The organism is Virgibacillus natechei (genome assembly GCF_026013645.1).
Taxonomy (GTDB): Bacteria; Bacillota; Bacilli; order Bacillales; family Amphibacillaceae; genus Virgibacillus_L; species Virgibacillus_L natechei.
The window spans coordinates 3,050,246-3,066,734 of record NZ_CP110224.1; the positions used below are offsets into that span (position 1 = coordinate 3,050,246).

Annotated in this window: 16 protein-coding genes and 1 pseudogene; 6 read left to right on the forward strand and 11 right to left on the reverse strand. The window is 39.8% G+C overall.

What is annotated here, in order from left to right:
- Positions 1 to 136 precede the first annotated feature (136 nt).
- From OLD84_RS15520 to OLD84_RS15565, 10 genes and pseudogenes are all read right to left on the reverse strand, one after another.
- Positions 137 to 259 (reverse strand): hypothetical protein, encoded by a 123-nt coding sequence (locus tag OLD84_RS15520; protein ID WP_264917229.1) that lies wholly within the window; start codon positions 257 to 259, stop codon positions 137 to 139.
- Positions 260 to 271: 12 nt separating this feature from the next.
- Positions 272 to 463 carry a sigma factor gene (locus OLD84_RS15525; protein WP_342589364.1) on the reverse strand — a complete coding sequence of 64 codons (192 nt, stop codon included), beginning with the start codon at positions 461 to 463 and terminating at the stop codon, positions 272 to 274.
- 7 nt (positions 464 to 470) lie between these two features.
- Entirely contained in the window at positions 471 to 611 is a 141-nt protein-coding gene (locus tag OLD84_RS15530) for a hypothetical protein (protein WP_209463880.1), read from the reverse strand.
- A gap of 281 nt (positions 612 to 892) precedes the next feature.
- A pseudogene (locus tag OLD84_RS15535) lies at positions 893 to 1,084 on the reverse strand (GDP-mannose 4,6-dehydratase); the annotation flags it as partial.
- A 753-nt stretch (positions 1,085 to 1,837) separates the two neighbouring features.
- Positions 1,838 to 2,173: an AtuA-related protein gene (locus tag OLD84_RS15540; RefSeq protein ID WP_209463879.1), complete on the reverse strand. Its 336-nt coding sequence runs from the start codon at positions 2,171 to 2,173 to the stop codon at positions 1,838 to 1,840.
- A complete protein-coding gene (locus OLD84_RS15545; RefSeq protein ID WP_209463878.1) occupies positions 2,137 to 3,477 on the reverse strand; it encodes an acyclic terpene utilization AtuA family protein in 1,341 nt (446 codons plus the stop codon). Before OLD84_RS15545 ends, OLD84_RS15540 begins: the two co-directional genes overlap by 37 nt.
- Before the next feature lie 37 nt (positions 3,478 to 3,514).
- Positions 3,515 to 4,834, reverse strand: coding sequence for a CitMHS family transporter (locus OLD84_RS15550; protein ID WP_209463877.1), 1,320 nt, complete (start codon positions 4,832 to 4,834; stop codon positions 3,515 to 3,517).
- Positions 4,835 to 5,023: 189 nt separating this feature from the next.
- Positions 5,024 to 6,391 carry a sigma-54 interaction domain-containing protein gene (locus OLD84_RS15555; protein ID WP_245301630.1) on the reverse strand — a complete coding sequence of 456 codons (1,368 nt, stop codon included), beginning with the start codon at positions 6,389 to 6,391 and terminating at the stop codon, positions 5,024 to 5,026.
- 413 nt (positions 6,392 to 6,804) lie between these two features.
- Complete coding sequence (locus tag OLD84_RS15560) at positions 6,805 to 8,217, reverse strand: YfcC family protein (RefSeq protein ID WP_209463876.1); 1,413 nt, start codon at positions 8,215 to 8,217, stop codon at positions 6,805 to 6,807.
- A gap of 177 nt (positions 8,218 to 8,394) precedes the next feature.
- Positions 8,395 to 9,519, reverse strand: coding sequence for a M20 peptidase aminoacylase family protein (locus OLD84_RS15565; RefSeq protein WP_209463875.1), 1,125 nt, complete (start codon positions 9,517 to 9,519; stop codon positions 8,395 to 8,397).
- Positions 9,520 to 9,859: 340 nt separating this feature from the next.
- Between OLD84_RS15565 and OLD84_RS15570 the strand changes: the two genes are divergently transcribed.
- From OLD84_RS15570 to OLD84_RS15590, 5 genes are all read left to right on the forward strand, one after another.
- The gene (locus OLD84_RS15570) at positions 9,860 to 10,702 is read left to right on the forward strand and encodes a MurR/RpiR family transcriptional regulator (protein WP_209463874.1); all 843 of its coding nucleotides are present in this window, start codon (positions 9,860 to 9,862) and stop codon (positions 10,700 to 10,702) included.
- Between the two features lie 186 nt (positions 10,703 to 10,888).
- Positions 10,889 to 11,683 (forward strand): GNAT family N-acetyltransferase, encoded by a 795-nt coding sequence (locus OLD84_RS15575; protein ID WP_209463873.1) that lies wholly within the window; start codon positions 10,889 to 10,891, stop codon positions 11,681 to 11,683.
- Between the two features lie 18 nt (positions 11,684 to 11,701).
- The gene (menC, locus tag OLD84_RS15580) at positions 11,702 to 12,811 is read left to right on the forward strand and encodes an o-succinylbenzoate synthase (protein WP_209463918.1); all 1,110 of its coding nucleotides are present in this window, start codon (positions 11,702 to 11,704) and stop codon (positions 12,809 to 12,811) included.
- 93 nt (positions 12,812 to 12,904) lie between these two features.
- Positions 12,905 to 13,990, forward strand: a complete 1,086-nt coding sequence (locus tag OLD84_RS15585) for a YkvI family membrane protein (RefSeq protein WP_209463872.1) — start codon at positions 12,905 to 12,907, stop codon at positions 13,988 to 13,990.
- 61 nt (positions 13,991 to 14,051) lie between these two features.
- Positions 14,052 to 14,270: a beta family protein gene (locus tag OLD84_RS15590; RefSeq protein ID WP_264917502.1), complete on the forward strand. Its 219-nt coding sequence runs from the start codon at positions 14,052 to 14,054 to the stop codon at positions 14,268 to 14,270.
- Here OLD84_RS15590 and OLD84_RS15595 read toward each other — a convergent pair.
- Complete coding sequence (locus OLD84_RS15595; RefSeq protein WP_209463870.1) at positions 14,265 to 14,834, reverse strand: sce7726 family protein; 570 nt, start codon at positions 14,832 to 14,834, stop codon at positions 14,265 to 14,267. The two genes, OLD84_RS15590 and OLD84_RS15595, sit on opposite strands and share 6 nt — an antisense overlap.
- An 837-nt stretch (positions 14,835 to 15,671) precedes the next feature.
- Here OLD84_RS15595 and OLD84_RS15600 point away from each other — a divergent pair.
- Positions 15,672 to 16,448: an SDR family NAD(P)-dependent oxidoreductase gene (locus tag OLD84_RS15600; RefSeq protein WP_209463869.1), complete on the forward strand. Its 777-nt coding sequence runs from the start codon at positions 15,672 to 15,674 to the stop codon at positions 16,446 to 16,448.
- Positions 16,449 to 16,489 lie beyond the last annotated feature (41 nt).

A 16,489-nucleotide genomic window follows, 5' to 3' on the forward strand; every position in this document is an offset into this window, starting at 1 on the left:
TAGGCCCAGTTTTTTCTTTATACTCATTGTAAAATTCCTCCTTCATTTTTATTATTTAAATAGACTGCGTAAAAAGCGTTCTTATCCCAATTTGAAAATCTCACCTTTTACATTACAGGATCGGGATCCCATTACGCTAGAATGCAGCTGCTTCCAAATCAGACATCCCTCGTACTTCAGCGAAAACATACGTTTCTCCTTCAGGGGTTAATCCATCTTTAAATTTTCCATTTTTACATTTCCAATGGATTATACACATGTTGAGGCATTCTCACAGGTCCTGATTCTTTTCCCGGAGCAAATCGATCAAATGATTACGGATCATAACATTGAAGTACGTGGCGAAGGGATCTTCATCGGGGGGAGGATACATTTCATATGCCATCATCATGGCACGAAGGCCTTCCTGGTAAAACTCCTGATGCGGATCTTGCATACGCAATTGACGGAGATGGTACTGCACCCGTCTTTCACGCCGTATTCATTAATCTTCTCTTTGCAAGTCTTTCCCAGCCTTTTACCGCATCAATTGTAACACCTTCACGCGCGGCGATTTCCTTTATCGGCATGTCCGTCAAAACATGGTATTCCATCCATTTCCACTGATCCACCGTTAGCATCCCCTATCTAATCTCCACAGAAGGAATTATAGGGTCAAACGGGAGGAAAAGTAAGGGTCGTTAACGCACCTCATACTTCCGAAGGGACAATTACTAAGGAAGCAAAAGAACCGTCCCCATGCTTTGGCGGAGTATTCCCATCGTAAAACTATCCATGCCATAAGAAGTAACGATTTAACGTAAACCGCTAAATCGTTACTGGTTTAACAAATACTAGTTCTTACAACCGTCTTTGTCACACGTGATTCTTCATGGGAAGTCACCCAGTCTTGCGGGCTATCCCTAGTAAAGCAGCGAAGTCCCGTTGTTGAGATTTCGTATAAATGACTATATGTATGCGCCATTAACTTATTGGATTTCTTCGTTGCTGCATATAAACTGACAGGATGATTGACTTCATCAGACATTGAGAATGGCATCTTTACGTTTGCACCATACACCGAACTTGATAATGCATAAATAACGGGATGCCTCCAAAATATTCATGAAACCCTGGTATTTGGTTGGGGGTCTGACACCAGAATCCATTTATATTTCTCAACCAGAAAAAGCCGTTAATGGATATACTGAGTTGAAACTGCCCACTGAAACATCTTGTCCAATAGAACAGTTATAATGAATTAAATTAAAATCGTCTACCTGTCTCTAATTATCTAACTCTGTTTCAAATCCTTATCTAATTCTGGGTCTATTATCTCATATATTCTGGTAAATTGTAAGAATTATTGTCATAATTTATCGAAATTTAAATTTTGATATAAAGTGGCCGCACCATCTATTTAATCTTTAAATTTATTTTTATTAATGTTACAGTGACACGCTTAGTTCCTACTGATAAGGCAGTGCCTTTGAATCGTAATTATCACCCACTCATTCTTTAATAACATAACCATTCAATAGGAATGATGCTAACAATTCATATTTAGAGATTGTAGTGGGAGACTGCTCGGATGATGATACTTGTCATGTATGAATACCGTTACAAAATCTTCATAAATAAAAAACACTGTATACGATCAACCTATTAGATAGGCATCGTATACAGTGTTTTCTTATAATAGATTGTCATTTTATTGCTTGTCAATCTAATAATACTCCCTATACCTCTCCACAAACTTCCCTAACCCTTCATCGATAGAAGTTGTCGATTCAAACCAGTTACATCCTTCAATTCATCAATATCTCCATATGTCGCTTAAATTTCCTCAGGCAATGAATCACTCAATCTCCATCTCCAACAATGCACTGCTTAACGTCTTTCCATGTGTATCCATCGCAAGCGAGGTTGTAACTCCTCCTAACAAGCTTTGATAACAGACGAAGTTGAATGCATTAATATTAGGTAATTCGTAACGCACGACATCGCCCTTTATTATATCTTGCAAATGATTCTTCACTGCTTCAGGGGTAACTTTTTCTCTAAGCCAGTCGTAGTCAGTTTCCTCATAAGGAATCAGAGAAAGGTTTACAATATCTCCTTTATCCCCTGCGCGGCTGTGCGCAACTTCAAATAGTTTCAATTGCCCTCTCCCCCTTCTTTCTCGCGCTTCCATTCCTTCAAATGTACCTGTGCGGTAACCTTTTCTCTTTCGATGAAAGTGGATAAAACACCAATGGACTCGGAAACCTTTTTCCTGGCTCCTCCCCCGGCAGCTGGTCCATTTAGATAGAGAGCTTCCACTTCTTCACCAATCAATTTTGCCTTTTCTTTTGATTGATGATATCCTGCCGCCCTCAGTCTGATTTCGTATGGAACTACTTCACTAAAACTTGTACGATGAACAGATGATAAACCAATAAAATCGACTCTCAGATCTGTTATGTCAGGAACCAGGTGCTCCTTCAAAACTTCCTCAGCCATTTCCGCTTTTTCCAAGGCATGCGATCCTGCATAGGAAATTTCCCCTTCTCCTAAAAATCCTGCATGATAGCCTACGGAAACCTTCAACGTCTTTGGCCGCTCCTTACCAGACCCATTCGTTACTTTTACTTGGTCCTTTCTGGTCTCTTCCAAGTGCACACCTGTAAAATCAACAATCGCATCAGGAGTCATATACGCTTTTGGATCATGTATTTCGTATATTAATTGTTCTTTCACTGTTCTTAAGTCAATCACTCCACCTGTTCCCTCTACTTTGGAAATAACTGAACTTCCATCTGAATCAATCGTGGCAAAAGGAAACCCGATATTGTTCAGGTTCTCCACCTTTTTTCTATATCCATCTGCAAAATAACCGCCACTCACCTGACTGGAACACTCAAGCAGATGCCCTGTGACCAGACCCTGGCCTAACTTTTCATATTCATCCGCTCCCCAATTAAAATGATACATTTGTGGAGCAAGGAATAGTGATGGATCTGCAACCCTCCCAGTAATAATGATGTTAGCATCCGTCTCCAGAGCCGGAATTATTGCATCAGCCCCAAGATAAGCATTTGCGGAAACGATAGAATCATAGTCGGAAATCGATACATTATTTTCTAAGGCAGGAGATTTTAAGTCAATATCATCTAGCACGTCATCCCCGGTAACAGCTGCGATTTTACATGGAATATCTAATAGTTTGGCAATTTCAAGTGTTTTCTGTGCTGCTCCTACCGGATTTGCTGCACCCATGTTTGTAATTAACCTGACATTATTTTCAACCGCAAGTGGAAGCAGTTTTTTCATTCTTTTTTCCAGTAATGGATCATATCCCTCATTGTCATCAGCCCGTTTACGTTGCTGTGCTAAAGCAATCGTTCGTTCTGCCAGACATTCCAAAACGAGGTAATCCAGATTTGCATGTTTTACTAATGTTTCTGCAGGTTCTATACGATCACCGGAAAAACCTGCGCCTGAACCAATTCTCAGCATACTCCTCAGTCCTTCCTTCTATTAATTTATTGCTCCTTTACAAAACGCCTATTATTATGGCGACAGTTGCCATCACTGCAGTAATACCAAATGCGAGAGGAATGGCTTTTTTCTGTAAATCTCCTAAGTCTACTCCTGCCAAACCTATCAGCAAGAACGTAGATCCAGTCAGCGGACTCATTGCAAAACCGGTAGTCATTTGTCCCAATAAAGCTGCTCTTGCCATGGTTTCAGGCATGATCCCGAAAGCTTCTCCTGTTGCACCTAAGACAGGCATCACTCCAAAATAGAAAGAATCCGGATCAAACAAGAGACTAAGCGGCATAGAGAGGTAGGCTAATACGATAGGCAAACCTTGTCCCCAATCACTTGGAAATGCGCCTGCTGCTGTATTTGCCATGGCATCAATCATCCCCGTCCCAGCCAGGATTCCTGTAAAAATCCCAGCAGAAAAAATAACCGAAGACGTATAGATTGCCCCCTTGGCATGTGCTTCAATTCGTTCCTGCTGCATTGCCACCTCGCGATAATTCAACATTAATGCAAGAGGCACACCAATGACAAATGGCACAGCCAACGGAACGACATTCATAACCAGCACGACAATCACCGCTATTGTTAAGAGTAGATTGGGGATAATCATTTTAGGTCGCTGTAGCTTTTCCTTCTCTGAATCCTGGACTGGATCATCAAACGAATCCAGCTCCTCCAGCCTTTCACTATCTGCTGCCGCTTCCTGGAAACCTGATCGTTTTCGCTCTTGTTTCCCCAACCAGAAAGCTGCAAGTAAAACACAAATTAAACCAACAACCTGCACCGGAAGCATCGGAGCGTATAATTCAACTACATCCATGTTTAACGCTGCGGCTGCCCTTAGTGTCGGCCCTCCCCATGGTACGATGTTCATCGTTCCGGCACTCAGTGCAGCGATAACCGCAAGTGTCAGGGGACTCATATTCAGCGCTTTGTATATAGGAAGCAAAGCGGATATGGTAATTAAAAACGTACTGGATCCAGAGCCATCCAAATGGGAAGCCATTGCTATAATGGCTGTACCGACGGCAATTTTAACTGGATCCCCTTTTGCATACTTGATAACCCCTTTAATCAGTGGGTTGAATAATCCCGCATCAAACATAATACCAAAGAAAAGGATGGCAAACGTAATCATAATACCGGTCATCGCAATACCGGCTATCCCCTCACCCATAAATTCACCAATTTCGGAGATACCAAAACCTGCAATTAACGCAACAGCCAAAGGAATAACAACCAATGCAAAGTGAATAGATGTTTTCTTTGATAACACTAAATACAATAAGACCCCAATGATTAAAAATCCATAAAACGCCAGCATAACTTACCCTCCCCCTTTAAATTATATATGCAAATTTTATGCCAACATAAAAAAGCCTTAGGTAAAGGCTTCGCAAACATAGAACTTCTAAAAAATTAGAAGTAATTAAATAAAACTGTAGATAGACTCATTTGTATGCGGTTGCATATCTATTCTATAAAACTGGAATCCGTTTCTAGATTTTTAGAATTACACCTCCAGTTTATTATAAAGAGTAGCTAGAGAAATTCCTAACCTGTCAGCAGCTTTCTTCTTTCCTTTCAGTGTATCGCCGTATATTTGTATGGTCTCCCAGATAATCTCCTGTTCTATATTTCGTATCATTTCTTTCAAGGTTTGCTGTTGGGGAATACTTGTCTTAGAAACATGATGATAGATTACTTCCGGTAAATTTTCCAACTCAATAAATGTTGTCTCAGTCATACTAAGCGCATATTGTACAGAATGTATCAGTTCTCGTGCGTTACCTGGCCAATCATACTGCTTAAGCACACGCATTACGTCTTCTTTGAGGCGAACCGCTGATCCGCCAGCCTGTTCCTTTTCGATCACATAATCGATATACAAAGGTATATCTTCTTTCCGATCCCTTAATGGTGGGACAGAAATCGGTATTCCGCTTAAACGATAATACAGATCTTCTCGAAAACGATCTTTTTCCACTAGCCTCACAAGATCTTTATTGGTTGCTGCAATTATCTTGATATTAATTTCCTTTTCCATCAGACCACCCACTTTACGGACACTTCTCTCCTGCAGGACGCGAAGAAGCTTTGCCTGAAGGTCATAGGGCATGTCTCCTATCTCATCTAAAAAGAGTGTCCCATGATCAGCCAATTCAAAAAGACCGACCTTTCCTCCTTTTTTGGAACTTGTAAAAGAACCTTCCTCATAGCCAAATAGTTCGCTCTCAAGTAGAGAAGAAGGAATCGCGGCACAATTAATCGGGATAAAAGGTAAAGATGCTCGGTCACTTTCATTATGTAAGGCATGTGCAAACAATTCCTTCCCCGTACCGCTCTCCCCCTGAATCAGAATATTGAGATTGCTATGAGCCGCCTTTTTTGCCAGTTCTATCGTAGACCTCAAACCGCCTTCTCTTCCAATAATGTTCTCAAATGTATACTTCGCCCGGTTTATAGTCCCCACAGCTTTTTCTAGTCTGGCTATCCTTTCCTGACTTCGATGTAGCTCCCTTGTTAAATAGTGAACTTCATTTAAGCTTTTACAAACCGACACTGCACCTACAATTTCTTCACCTTTATATACAGGTGCCGTATCAATAATGTATTCAACTTCCCCTTCTTTTCGATAAACTCCTTCCCGGCGCTTACCGTCTTTTAAAGCATTTGGTAAAACTGCACCCTTTCGTACTTCTGCCAAGGGCTGACCGACAATATCCGCTTCTTTGACACCAGTTATATTCGTATATTCTTTATTTACAAACTGGACGACTCCTTCTACATCGATTACCAGAATTCCATCATTAATAGAATCTATCATTTCTTCAATCCAGTCTATATAATTTCTTCCATCACTTCCTGGTATGACAGTCAATAGGACCACCCTTATTATAATAAATTTTCTGATTATTTATATCTTATCATCTATTATTTTGACTAGGCAAGTTTTATTGGATTTGGATGTACTAAAGCTAATGAGGACATTGTTTTATAACATTCTATGGTAGAATCACACTCACTGTGAAATTTATAATTACCGACATAGACCCTCTTATCCCACGTATGTATAATGATTCTACTGATACGCTCGTTCTCCACATGATCCCCCGAGGGTGGGTGGGGCCTGACACCAATGTCCTAAAGACTAAGCTATTGCCCAGCATTTATAGCGATTTCTTAGGGGTTGCACTGACGCAGGTAGATCTCACCAAGAGCAGTAGTTATATGGAAGAGAATGAAGGGGAATAGTATGCACCTATACTACTCCCCCAAATATCAACCGCTCTCTTAAAAAGGTCCATACCCCGTTAAGGTAGCAAAACCTACAGCAATGGCCCCAACAGCGACCCACATCAATGCTAATGGAAGAACAAACCTAGCCCATTTTGTCCACTGCACGCCTCCTACCGCTAAAACCGCCATAAGCACACCAGATGTAGGAGTAATGATATTCGTAAACCCATCTCCCAGTTTTAAAATGAGTACCCCGGTTTGTCTTGTTAAGCCTAATAGATCAACAATTGGAACCATTAATGGCATAATTATGGCAGCTTGACCTGTACCAGAGGTGACCAATAGATTAAATAGCAAATTAAATGCAAATAGCAATTGGCCACCTACAAAAAGGGAAGTTGATTCTAACGGAACGAGTGCACCATGAACAATGGTATCAAGAATATTACCCTGTTCCAGAACAACAATAACTGCTCTTGCAACCCCCACGACCAAAGCTCCATAAACGAGTGATCTTGCTCCATCCATAAATGTGCTGATAAATTGATTCGGTGTTATTCTTGCTATGAGGGCAACAACTACTCCCATTATCAAAAATATTGCAGCAAGCTCATTTATACTCCATCCATAGTTAAAAGCACCGTATACAAAAAAGATAATAAATACGAAGAACGTCGACACGATCAATTTTTGTTTTCTAGTAAAATTTGCATCTTTCACTTGCCCTGCCGATTCATCATTATTATCCGTAAACAGCCTGTCCCCCATCAACGATTTTGACGGATCATTTTTAACTTTTTTCGCATAAAAATTAATGTATGTAATCGTGATTATAAGAAGCGTTATAAATATAACAATACGCAGCGTTATACCAGAAAATAATGGCAACTCGGCGATAGATTGGCCTAAACCAAGTATAGTAGGATCAAATACCCCGGCAACCATTCCCGCATAGTACCCTAAATACACCGTTGCTACACCAACGATCGCATCCAGATTAAGCGAACGTGCCAGCGCTATACCAATCGGGATAAATGCGATAACAGCATTGGCGGCAACACCCATGGTAGCTAATATACCAAATATAGCAGAGACAGACATAATCAATAGCATATAACGCCCTTTTGTTTTTACAATTAAGGCATTAATACCAGTATTAATGGACCCTGTCGAATTAATAATGGCCACGATACCGCCGATGGTAAATATTAGAAATATAATATTCGCTGACTCAACCAGTCCTAATTGTACGGACCTAAATAGATCCAGTAAATTAGTGGGATTTGCCTCCACGGTTGAATAACTATCCGGAACAACCTGTGTTACATTATCAAAAGTCTCTCTTTCATAGGTGCCAGCGGGTATGAAATATGTCGCAACCGCGGCGAGAAACACAATGCTAAAAATAATAATAAAAGCATCAGGCATCACAAAACGCCTTTTGGAACTACTTTCTTTTTTCTTCAATACATTCTTCCTCCCTCTAGAAATTTAGATTTACTTAAAAAGGTCAGACCTTCCTGAAGTTAAGCATAAAATGCCCTCTGATCTCTTGCTTCAGGCATTTACGCTTTTGATTATGCGGTAGTATATGCAATCGCAATGATCATGCAGATTCCACACATTTGATGTAGGGTCTATTTTCTATAATGAATACACATTCTTAACTGCCTTATACAAAATATCGGTTCCATTTTGTAATGCTTTTTCATCGAAGGTCATATTCGGATGATGTAATCCAGGTTTTAAGTCACATCCGATCCCTAACATTGTTGCTTTTAAGGAAGGCTTCTTAATGGTGTAATAATGAAAATCATCACCACCAGGTGTAATTAATGGCTCGTCCAGCCCTTCTTCTCCCAGCGTGTCCACAATAGCCCCGCGCACCATGTCTATCGCATCATCATTTAATTTAGCCGCAGCAATCTCTCCAATAAGGTTTATTGCTATATCCACATCATATAAATCTTTAAGGGCATCCATAATATTATTAACTTTTGTGTCTAGCCTTTCCATTTCTTCATTCGTTTGTGCCCTGATATCCAATGAAAAAGATGCATTGCCGGGAATAATGTTCGTACTTTCTCCTCCGGCCTGGAATGCGGTCATTTTAGCAGAATGCGGAACGAGCGGATCAATATGGATTTGCTTCAACATGTTTACGATCTGAGCACCAATTTCGATAGCATTATGATTGAGATGTGGCCGCGCCCCGTGAGCATCCTCACCTCGGATTACACCACTATACATTCTAGTAGCTCCATGGACGATGACTGGCGTGGCATGCCCCATTTCTGCTTCCTGCACCGGCCTTAGATGGACACCAAATAAATAATCAACATCATCTACAACATTTTTTTCTACCATTTTTAAAGCACCGGATCCTTTTTCCTCTGCCGGCTGAAAAATAAATCGGACAGCTACCTTTTCAGCTAAGTCCTTCTCCTGTTCAAGCCGCCATAATAGACCTAAAACCATAGACATGTGCGCGTCATGACCACACGAATGGTTTGCTTGAAATTCCCCATTTACTTCTTGCCATAACGCGTCAATATCCGCTCGTACAGCCACTACTGGTAAACCTGCATTAAAATTACCAAAGTCCCCTACGACACCCGTACAATCATCAAACGTTCTGACAGTACACCCACTTTCCTTTAAAATACCTTCAATATAACTCGTAGTCTGTACCTCTTTCCAACTAATCTCTGCATTGTTATGCAAATGATGAAACGTATCCATAACCCGTTGTTCGATAGTATTATTCATTACTCTTCGCCATCCTTATCCAATATTTAGAAGTGAACCGATAATATACGGAAGATAATAACACATACGTCTCTCGATAATCAATTTTTGGGATGGAAGGGAGGAAGCGTGGGACGGTTCTTTTTCTTCCTGTTTCTGATAAACATGGAAGCAGGAGAAGAACCTTCCACGTGCTTCCAATTGTAATAGCAAGTATTGATAAAATAAACAAATTATGATAGAATCAATTAAATTTACGAAGTATTTACTTTTTTTAAAAATAAAAAGAAGCGTTTGCTTTATTCTTATTACATTGCTAAGAAGGATTAATCTGCATGCTGTCTAATAATGGGGGATCGGGATGGAACGTATTTATCAGAAGATATACGAACAGCAATCAACTTTTTCGAAAAATTTACAGAAGATTTCAGCACATTTCTATGACGACCCTAAAACATTTGCTATCTATTCCGCGGCTGAAGCAGCAAAAGTAATAGGTGTCAGTGAAACGACAGTGATTCGTTTTTGTCAAAAACTAAATTACAAGGGATATAGCGCACTCCAGAAAGAGGTTCAGCACCATCTTTTTCAGAAAAGCAGTTTATCTGATTATGTGGAAGCTAAAGCAGTGGATGACAAAACAAGTGAACCAATCAAAAGCTTAATGGAACATGATAGACATTCCATTCAAAAGGTGATGGAGCAAATACCGGAAATGCATCTGGAAAAAACCGTTAAGAAACTAGCCAATTCTGATCACGTGTTAATCGCAGGGGCTAGATCCTCCCACGCTTTAGCAAGCTGGTTTGCCTTTTCGTTGGATCTGATAGTAGGGAATACACGTTTTTATCAGCCGAATGTCGACGATGTGTTATTACGAATCAGTGAATTGACGGAGCAAAGTGTGTTTGTTGCTTTTTCATTTCATCGGTATGCAGCAGATACGATACATATTGCAAAGCTTGCTAAACAACGGGGGGCCTTTGTGATTACTTTCACGGATTCGCCGATTTCACCAATTACGAATCATGCCAGCCTTGTTTTACCTTTACAATTAAATGTGAAATCAACACTCGACGCAGCACCAGCCATATTGTCATTAACAAACAGTATTACATCAGCTGTCTCATTGGCAAAACCGGATCAATTTCAAAAACGGGCGAAGCTTTTCGATTCGATCGATGGGCAAGACTTTTTCGCATAAAATGTTTGGGGAGGAGTTTCGTTATGAAATCTGCAATTGAAAAATGAACACCTTATCTTCATAGAAGTTTTTCTCGCTTACATACCAATCCTGAAATAAGTGGAATGGACTACAGCTTATATTCATTCCTTATTCGAAACTCAGGATTTGAGTTATACAACGTTTGAAAATAGGAGGAAGCGGAATATGGACAACTTGGTTATTCGCACACTTACAACAATGGAAGAATTGCACCATATGAAAGAAGTGGAAACAGCTGTCTGGCAGATGTCTCCGCTTCCAGTACATCAGACATTTACTGCAATAAATAACGGCGGCATTATCCTGGGAGCATTTGATGGGAAGACGATGATTGGCTTTTTATATAGCTTTGCAGGTTTCGATGGGCATGTTCCTTATTTATGTTCTCATATGCTTGGGATCTTACCAGCCTATCGAACAGCTGGTCTTGGTGTGAAAATGAAGTTAAAGCAGGCGGAACTTGCGCGAAACATGGGGTATCAAATGATTACATGGACATTCGATCCGCTCGAAAGTCGAAATGCCTATCTGAATTTACATAAACTCGGAGCAACCGGATCCATATATAAAGAAAATTACTATGGATCAATGACAGATGAACTTAATCAAGGATTGCCAACTGATCGTATTCATATTAAATGGGATATAAATAAAAATCATACAGCTAGTAACATCCCCTTTACGAAAGAAAAGTTATTACTGGATACGTCCCCAAAAGGCTCCCCGTTGATTACAGATATCTTTTATTCAAATCCATTCAAAACAGCTGAAGACCTCTATATGGCTATACCTAGTAATTTTCAGGAAATAAAGCAAGCGGATTTTCAATTAGCTAAAAAATGGCGTATGGAAACAAGGAAAGTCTTTCAAGCCCTTTTCGAAAACGGCTATCAGGCAAGAGATCTTATAAAGGGCCATACCGGGAAATTAAATTATTATGCTTTTACACATAAAAAATAGGAGGTTTTGGGTTTGACAATTCCAATCAAACAAATAAAATTACGTAAATTAAACATGCGGTTAAAAGACCCATTTACAACAAGTTTTGGCACCATGGAAGATAAAGAATTTTATATAACAGAAGCGATTGATACACATGGGAACAGTGGATTTGGTGAATCAGTTGCCTTTACAAGTCCATGGTATAGCGAAGAAACGGTGAAAACCAACTTACATGTCATGGAAGATTTTTTAATAAAAATTCTACAAGAAAATAACATAAACCATCCGGATGACGTGTCCAAGCTTTTTGAGCCAATTAAACGAAACAATATGGCTAAGGCAGCTTTAGAGGGGGCTATCTGGGATCTGTATGCTAAGGGTGAGAATATCTCTTTGGCAACGGCACTCGGTGGAGAGAAAAAGGAAATTGATGTCGGTATCAGCATTGGTATTCAGCCAACGGTAAAAGACCTTTTACATACGATTGGTGACTATGTTCATGCAGGATATAAGCGTATTAAAATAAAGATTAAACCAGGCTGGGATGTGGATGTTTTACGTGCGGTTCGCGAACAATTTCCGGATACGCCAATCATGGCGGATGCGAATTCAGCTTACACCTTAGCAGATATCAGCCATTTGCAACAACTGGATGACCTGAACTTGACCATGATTGAGCAGCCTTTGGCACATGATGATATTGTTGACCATGCCAAACTACAAGCTGTCATGGCGACACCGATTTGCTTGGACGAAAGTATTCACTCACTGGAAGACACAAAAAAAGCGATCCAGCTCGGAAGCTGTAAAATTATTAATATAAAAATTGGACGAGTTGGTGGACTTACCGAGGCGAAACGCATTCATGATTACTGCCTGGAGAATGGTATTGACGTTTGGTGTGGCGGCATGCTTGAAGCCGGTGTGGGCCGCGCACATAATATTGCACTAACAACACTGTCCGGGTTTACTTTACCAGGTGACACTGCAGGCTCCGCGAGATATTGGGAAAAAGATATTATTAAACCTGAGGTCACCGTGGAAAATGGATTAATTACAGTGCCAAATAAACCAGGAATCGGTTATGAAATGGATGAAGACGCATTAGAAGCATTTACCGTTTCCGAGAAAATATTTGATTTTTAGGAAGCCCGGTTGGGCGGGAAGCATGGACGGTTCTTTTGCTTCCTTCTTCCCGATAAATTGTCTTAACATTATAATTATAAAGGGAGTCGTTGGATGAAAAAAAGTTTACAAATCGCAGGTGCATACATTGGGCTTATTATTGGCGCAGGTTTTGCATCCGGACAGGAAGTACTTCAGTTTTTTACAAGCTTTGGTTGGTATAGCCTAGTTGGGACGGCTATAGCAACATTTTTATTTGCCTTTTTAGGTATGCAAATCATGCAACTTGGCTCCCGTTTACAAACAACATCACATAAAGAAGTCATCTATAACATATGTGGCAGGTATATTGGGGCAGGGGTAGACATCTTGGTGATCTTCTTCCTGTTTGGGGTAGCCGCTGTGATGATCGCAGGTAGTGGCTCCATTTTTCAACAGCAATTTGGCATATCACCAATGATCGGTGCTTTTTTCCTTACATTATTGGTTATCGCAACCCTATGCTTAAATGTGAAAAATGTCATTTCTATTATTAGTATGATTACACCATTGCTGCTTCTAGCAATCTTTATCATTACCATTTATTCCATATTTACAAGTAGTGCAAGCTTAGAAGAACTGGATTCGATCGCTACCTCGCAACCATCTGGTGCGCCAAATTGGCTTGTGGGTGGACTGTTGTATGTGTCCTATAATATTGCAGCAGGTATTTCCATGTTAACAGTCGTTGGTGGTACGGTAAAAAACGAAAAGATTGCCAGCCGCGGTGGCTTATTAGGCGGCCTTGGTCTTGGGATATTGCTCTTTTTAATTAATTTAGGATTATTTATGAATGCGGATAAGATCCAGAATGCGGATATGCCGACATTGTTTCTAGCTACTGAACTATCGCCAATTGTCGGGGGTCTTATGTCAATCGCCCTCCTTGGTATGATTTTCAATACGGCTGTTGGCATGTTATATGCTTTCACGGTTCGCTTTGTAAAACCAGAAACACCAAGATTTAAAATAAGTGTGACTGTTATTAGTTTGCTTGCTTTTGGGGCTAGTTTTATTGGATTCACTACATTAGTAGGATCTGTTTATCCAATTACTGGATATTTAGGTTTTGTTTTGATCTTGGCCATTCTTGTTTCTTGGATAAAGATAAGGAAAAAAGGTAATATAAATAATGACTGGGATGATAAAAAGGCACTTTGATCTAGGGATTAGGAAGCATGGGCACAGTTCTCTTGCTTCCGGATCATAAGACGATTACTATATTGGAAAGTCGACATTATTGGAAAACGATGGTGTTAAAACAATTCAAGATGTTTGTCAGGAGATAGGAAATAGCGATGTATATAAAAATCCTGATTTTTCTGCGGGAGATAGAGCCATCAATGATTGTGCTGAAGGTAATCTAGAAATTACGAATCATCCAAAGCCAATAGAATTCGGTATAAACCACCATATTGAATTGACTGCAAGACAATTATAGGTCTGGCCTCCAATTTTCCCGGGTTTTTAATGAACGATATACATGTTCCCTGATAATGTTGACATCAGCTTCTTTTGAAAAAATTTCAAGAAGCTGGTGTTTTTTTATTTTTTTCATTTTCTTCGGGTATCCTAATACATCAATTAATCCTTCTAGATCTTTTTTCCATAGTAAACGAAGTAGAATATCTTTATCCTGGGAATCATGTTTTCTGCCTTTTCTTTTTTCAATTAAACGCATTCCATCAGAACTAATTACTTTTATTCCCCACCACTTGGGTACTGTTTCACATATTGGTTTGTAATATTTTCTAGATGATACAATCGTCATACGCTCAAACAATTTATTATAATACGCCATTTGCCTTGGAAGTCTTTCCAGCGTATCAAGGTCGCTTTTAATTTCATAACCATGAATAATTCCGTTAACAACAGCTACATCAACCCTAGACTTGCCATTATTAATACCTAATTCATTGATTATTCGAGTATCTGGATCATTATCATACTGAGAATGAAGTTCTTTGATTAGTAGACTTCTTACCCCTGTATCATTTAAGAGCATTTTTGTCACCTCAAATATATTATTATCAATAATCCATAATTTTTCAAGTCTTGTCCTGCTTTTAGGCAAAATAATAATATAGTATTGTTATATTATCCACTACTACCCTAAATGTGTTTCACTTCTAGGGGCCTGCACTTCCGCTGATAGCATGATACCATCCAGTAATGTACTCCCCTATATATTCAGCTAGCTATACAGCCGCCTTTTTACCGGCTCATCCTTCAGACACTCTCCCACGCAACTTCCGCCGAACCGCTTCCACAGAACCCCCCCTCCTGCTCTGCAATCTCCTTCACGGACATGTCCTCGATCACGAAATACGTCATACGGTTACGAATCGTATAGTTGATGTGGATCTCTGATGTTTAATCGGTGAATGTGGTAATGAATCCTTCTTTCATTTTGCTTGAAAATTTCTTCAGATGTTACGTTGTCTTTACCCATTTATAGAATCTCCCCTCGTCTAAAAAGCACTGCTGCTTCATAGAACATCTCTTTTTCATTACTATCGTATCGAAAGTTGATTTGGTGGCATGAACTTGAAAATTCCTTCATGCCACCTTCTGGTAGTTTGGTGACAATAGTAATATAATTATAGTTCAGAACAAATATTCGTAATTGTAAAGCGTTTTCTTAAAATATTTTGGAAAGATTACCCTGCTCTATCTTCCTTCCGATTGTAATAGTGAAGGAGATTAGTTAAATCAACGAAAACATCAAATCAAATAATTTGTAACCAATTCATTTATTCGATACGCTTTTATTAATGGTTCTTTAATAATAATCATCAACGAGTCCTATTGTTATGGGAACCTATGAAAGGAGAGAAGTTTCATGCAACTAGAAGGTAAAAGAATTATTATAACTGGTGGTGCGAGTGGAATGGCGGCTGCAACAGTGCGCACTTATGTAAAAGAGGGTGCAATTGTAGCTTCCCTGGACATAAACGATGAACTCGGTGAACAGGTAGTACAAGAGGCAAATGAGATAGGCCCTGGTAAGGCTACTTACTTCCACTGCAATATCGCTGATCGTGCAGAAGTTAAAGCAACTTTTGAAAAAGCTACCAAAGAACTAGGCGGTTTAGATGTGCTAGCACACGTTGCAGCGGTTCAAAAGGGAATACCTGCAGCAGAAATTACGGATGAAGATTACGATTTCTTAATGAATATCAATATTCGGGGTACGATAAACACGAACCAGGAAGCATTCAATGCAATGCGTGATCAAGGGAACGGAGTTATTATAAACTATGGCTCTATTTCGGGAATAAGAAAAGAAGCAGGGGCGGCCCTCTATTCTGCTTCCAAAGGAGCAGTAATGTCTTGGACACGGAGTATTGCTGCGGAGTGGGGACCTTATGGAATCCGTGTTAATGCAGTTCTTCCTGCGATCAATACACCGATGTACGAAGAAGCGCGGGCTAACATGACACCTGAACAGCTTGCTGAAAACGATGCAGAAAACAAACGTGAAATTGCACTCGGTGGTAAATATGGAGACCCGGATGAAGATCTCGGTCCAGTAATGATTTTCCTTGCAAGTAATGGCTCGAAATTTATAACTGGTCAGTTACTTCCGGTTGATGGTGGACAAGCTGCTGTTAGATAATATGAATGGTTAAGGATAGTAAACTCTGGTTAGAGTGTATA

Excerpts from the sequence above, each read along its gene's own strand:
- OLD84_RS15520 (WP_264917229.1), bottom strand. The coding sequence starts at position 259 with ATGTGTATAATCCATTGGAAATGTAAAAATGGAAAATTTAAAGATGGA.
- OLD84_RS15540 (WP_209463879.1), bottom strand. The coding sequence starts at position 2,173 with ATGGAAGCGCGAGAAAGAAGGGGGAGAGGGCAATTGAAACTATTTGAA.
- OLD84_RS15545 (WP_209463878.1), bottom strand. The coding sequence starts at position 3,477 with ATGCTGAGAATTGGTTCAGGCGCAGGTTTTTCCGGTGATCGTATAGAA.
- OLD84_RS15550 (WP_209463877.1), bottom strand. The coding sequence starts at position 4,834 with ATGCTGGCGTTTTATGGATTTTTAATCATTGGGGTCTTATTGTATTTA.
- OLD84_RS15565 (WP_209463875.1), bottom strand. The coding sequence starts at position 9,519 with ATGAATAATACTATCGAACAACGGGTTATGGATACGTTTCATCATTTG.
- OLD84_RS15570 (WP_209463874.1), top strand. The coding sequence starts at position 9,860 with ATGGAACGTATTTATCAGAAGATATACGAACAGCAATCAACTTTTTCG.
- OLD84_RS15575 (WP_209463873.1), top strand. The coding sequence starts at position 10,889 with ATGGACAACTTGGTTATTCGCACACTTACAACAATGGAAGAATTGCAC.
- OLD84_RS15585 (WP_209463872.1), top strand. The coding sequence starts at position 12,905 with ATGAAAAAAAGTTTACAAATCGCAGGTGCATACATTGGGCTTATTATT.
- OLD84_RS15595 (WP_209463870.1), bottom strand. The coding sequence starts at position 14,834 with ATGCTCTTAAATGATACAGGGGTAAGAAGTCTACTAATCAAAGAACTT.
- OLD84_RS15600 (WP_209463869.1), top strand. The coding sequence starts at position 15,672 with ATGCAACTAGAAGGTAAAAGAATTATTATAACTGGTGGTGCGAGTGGA.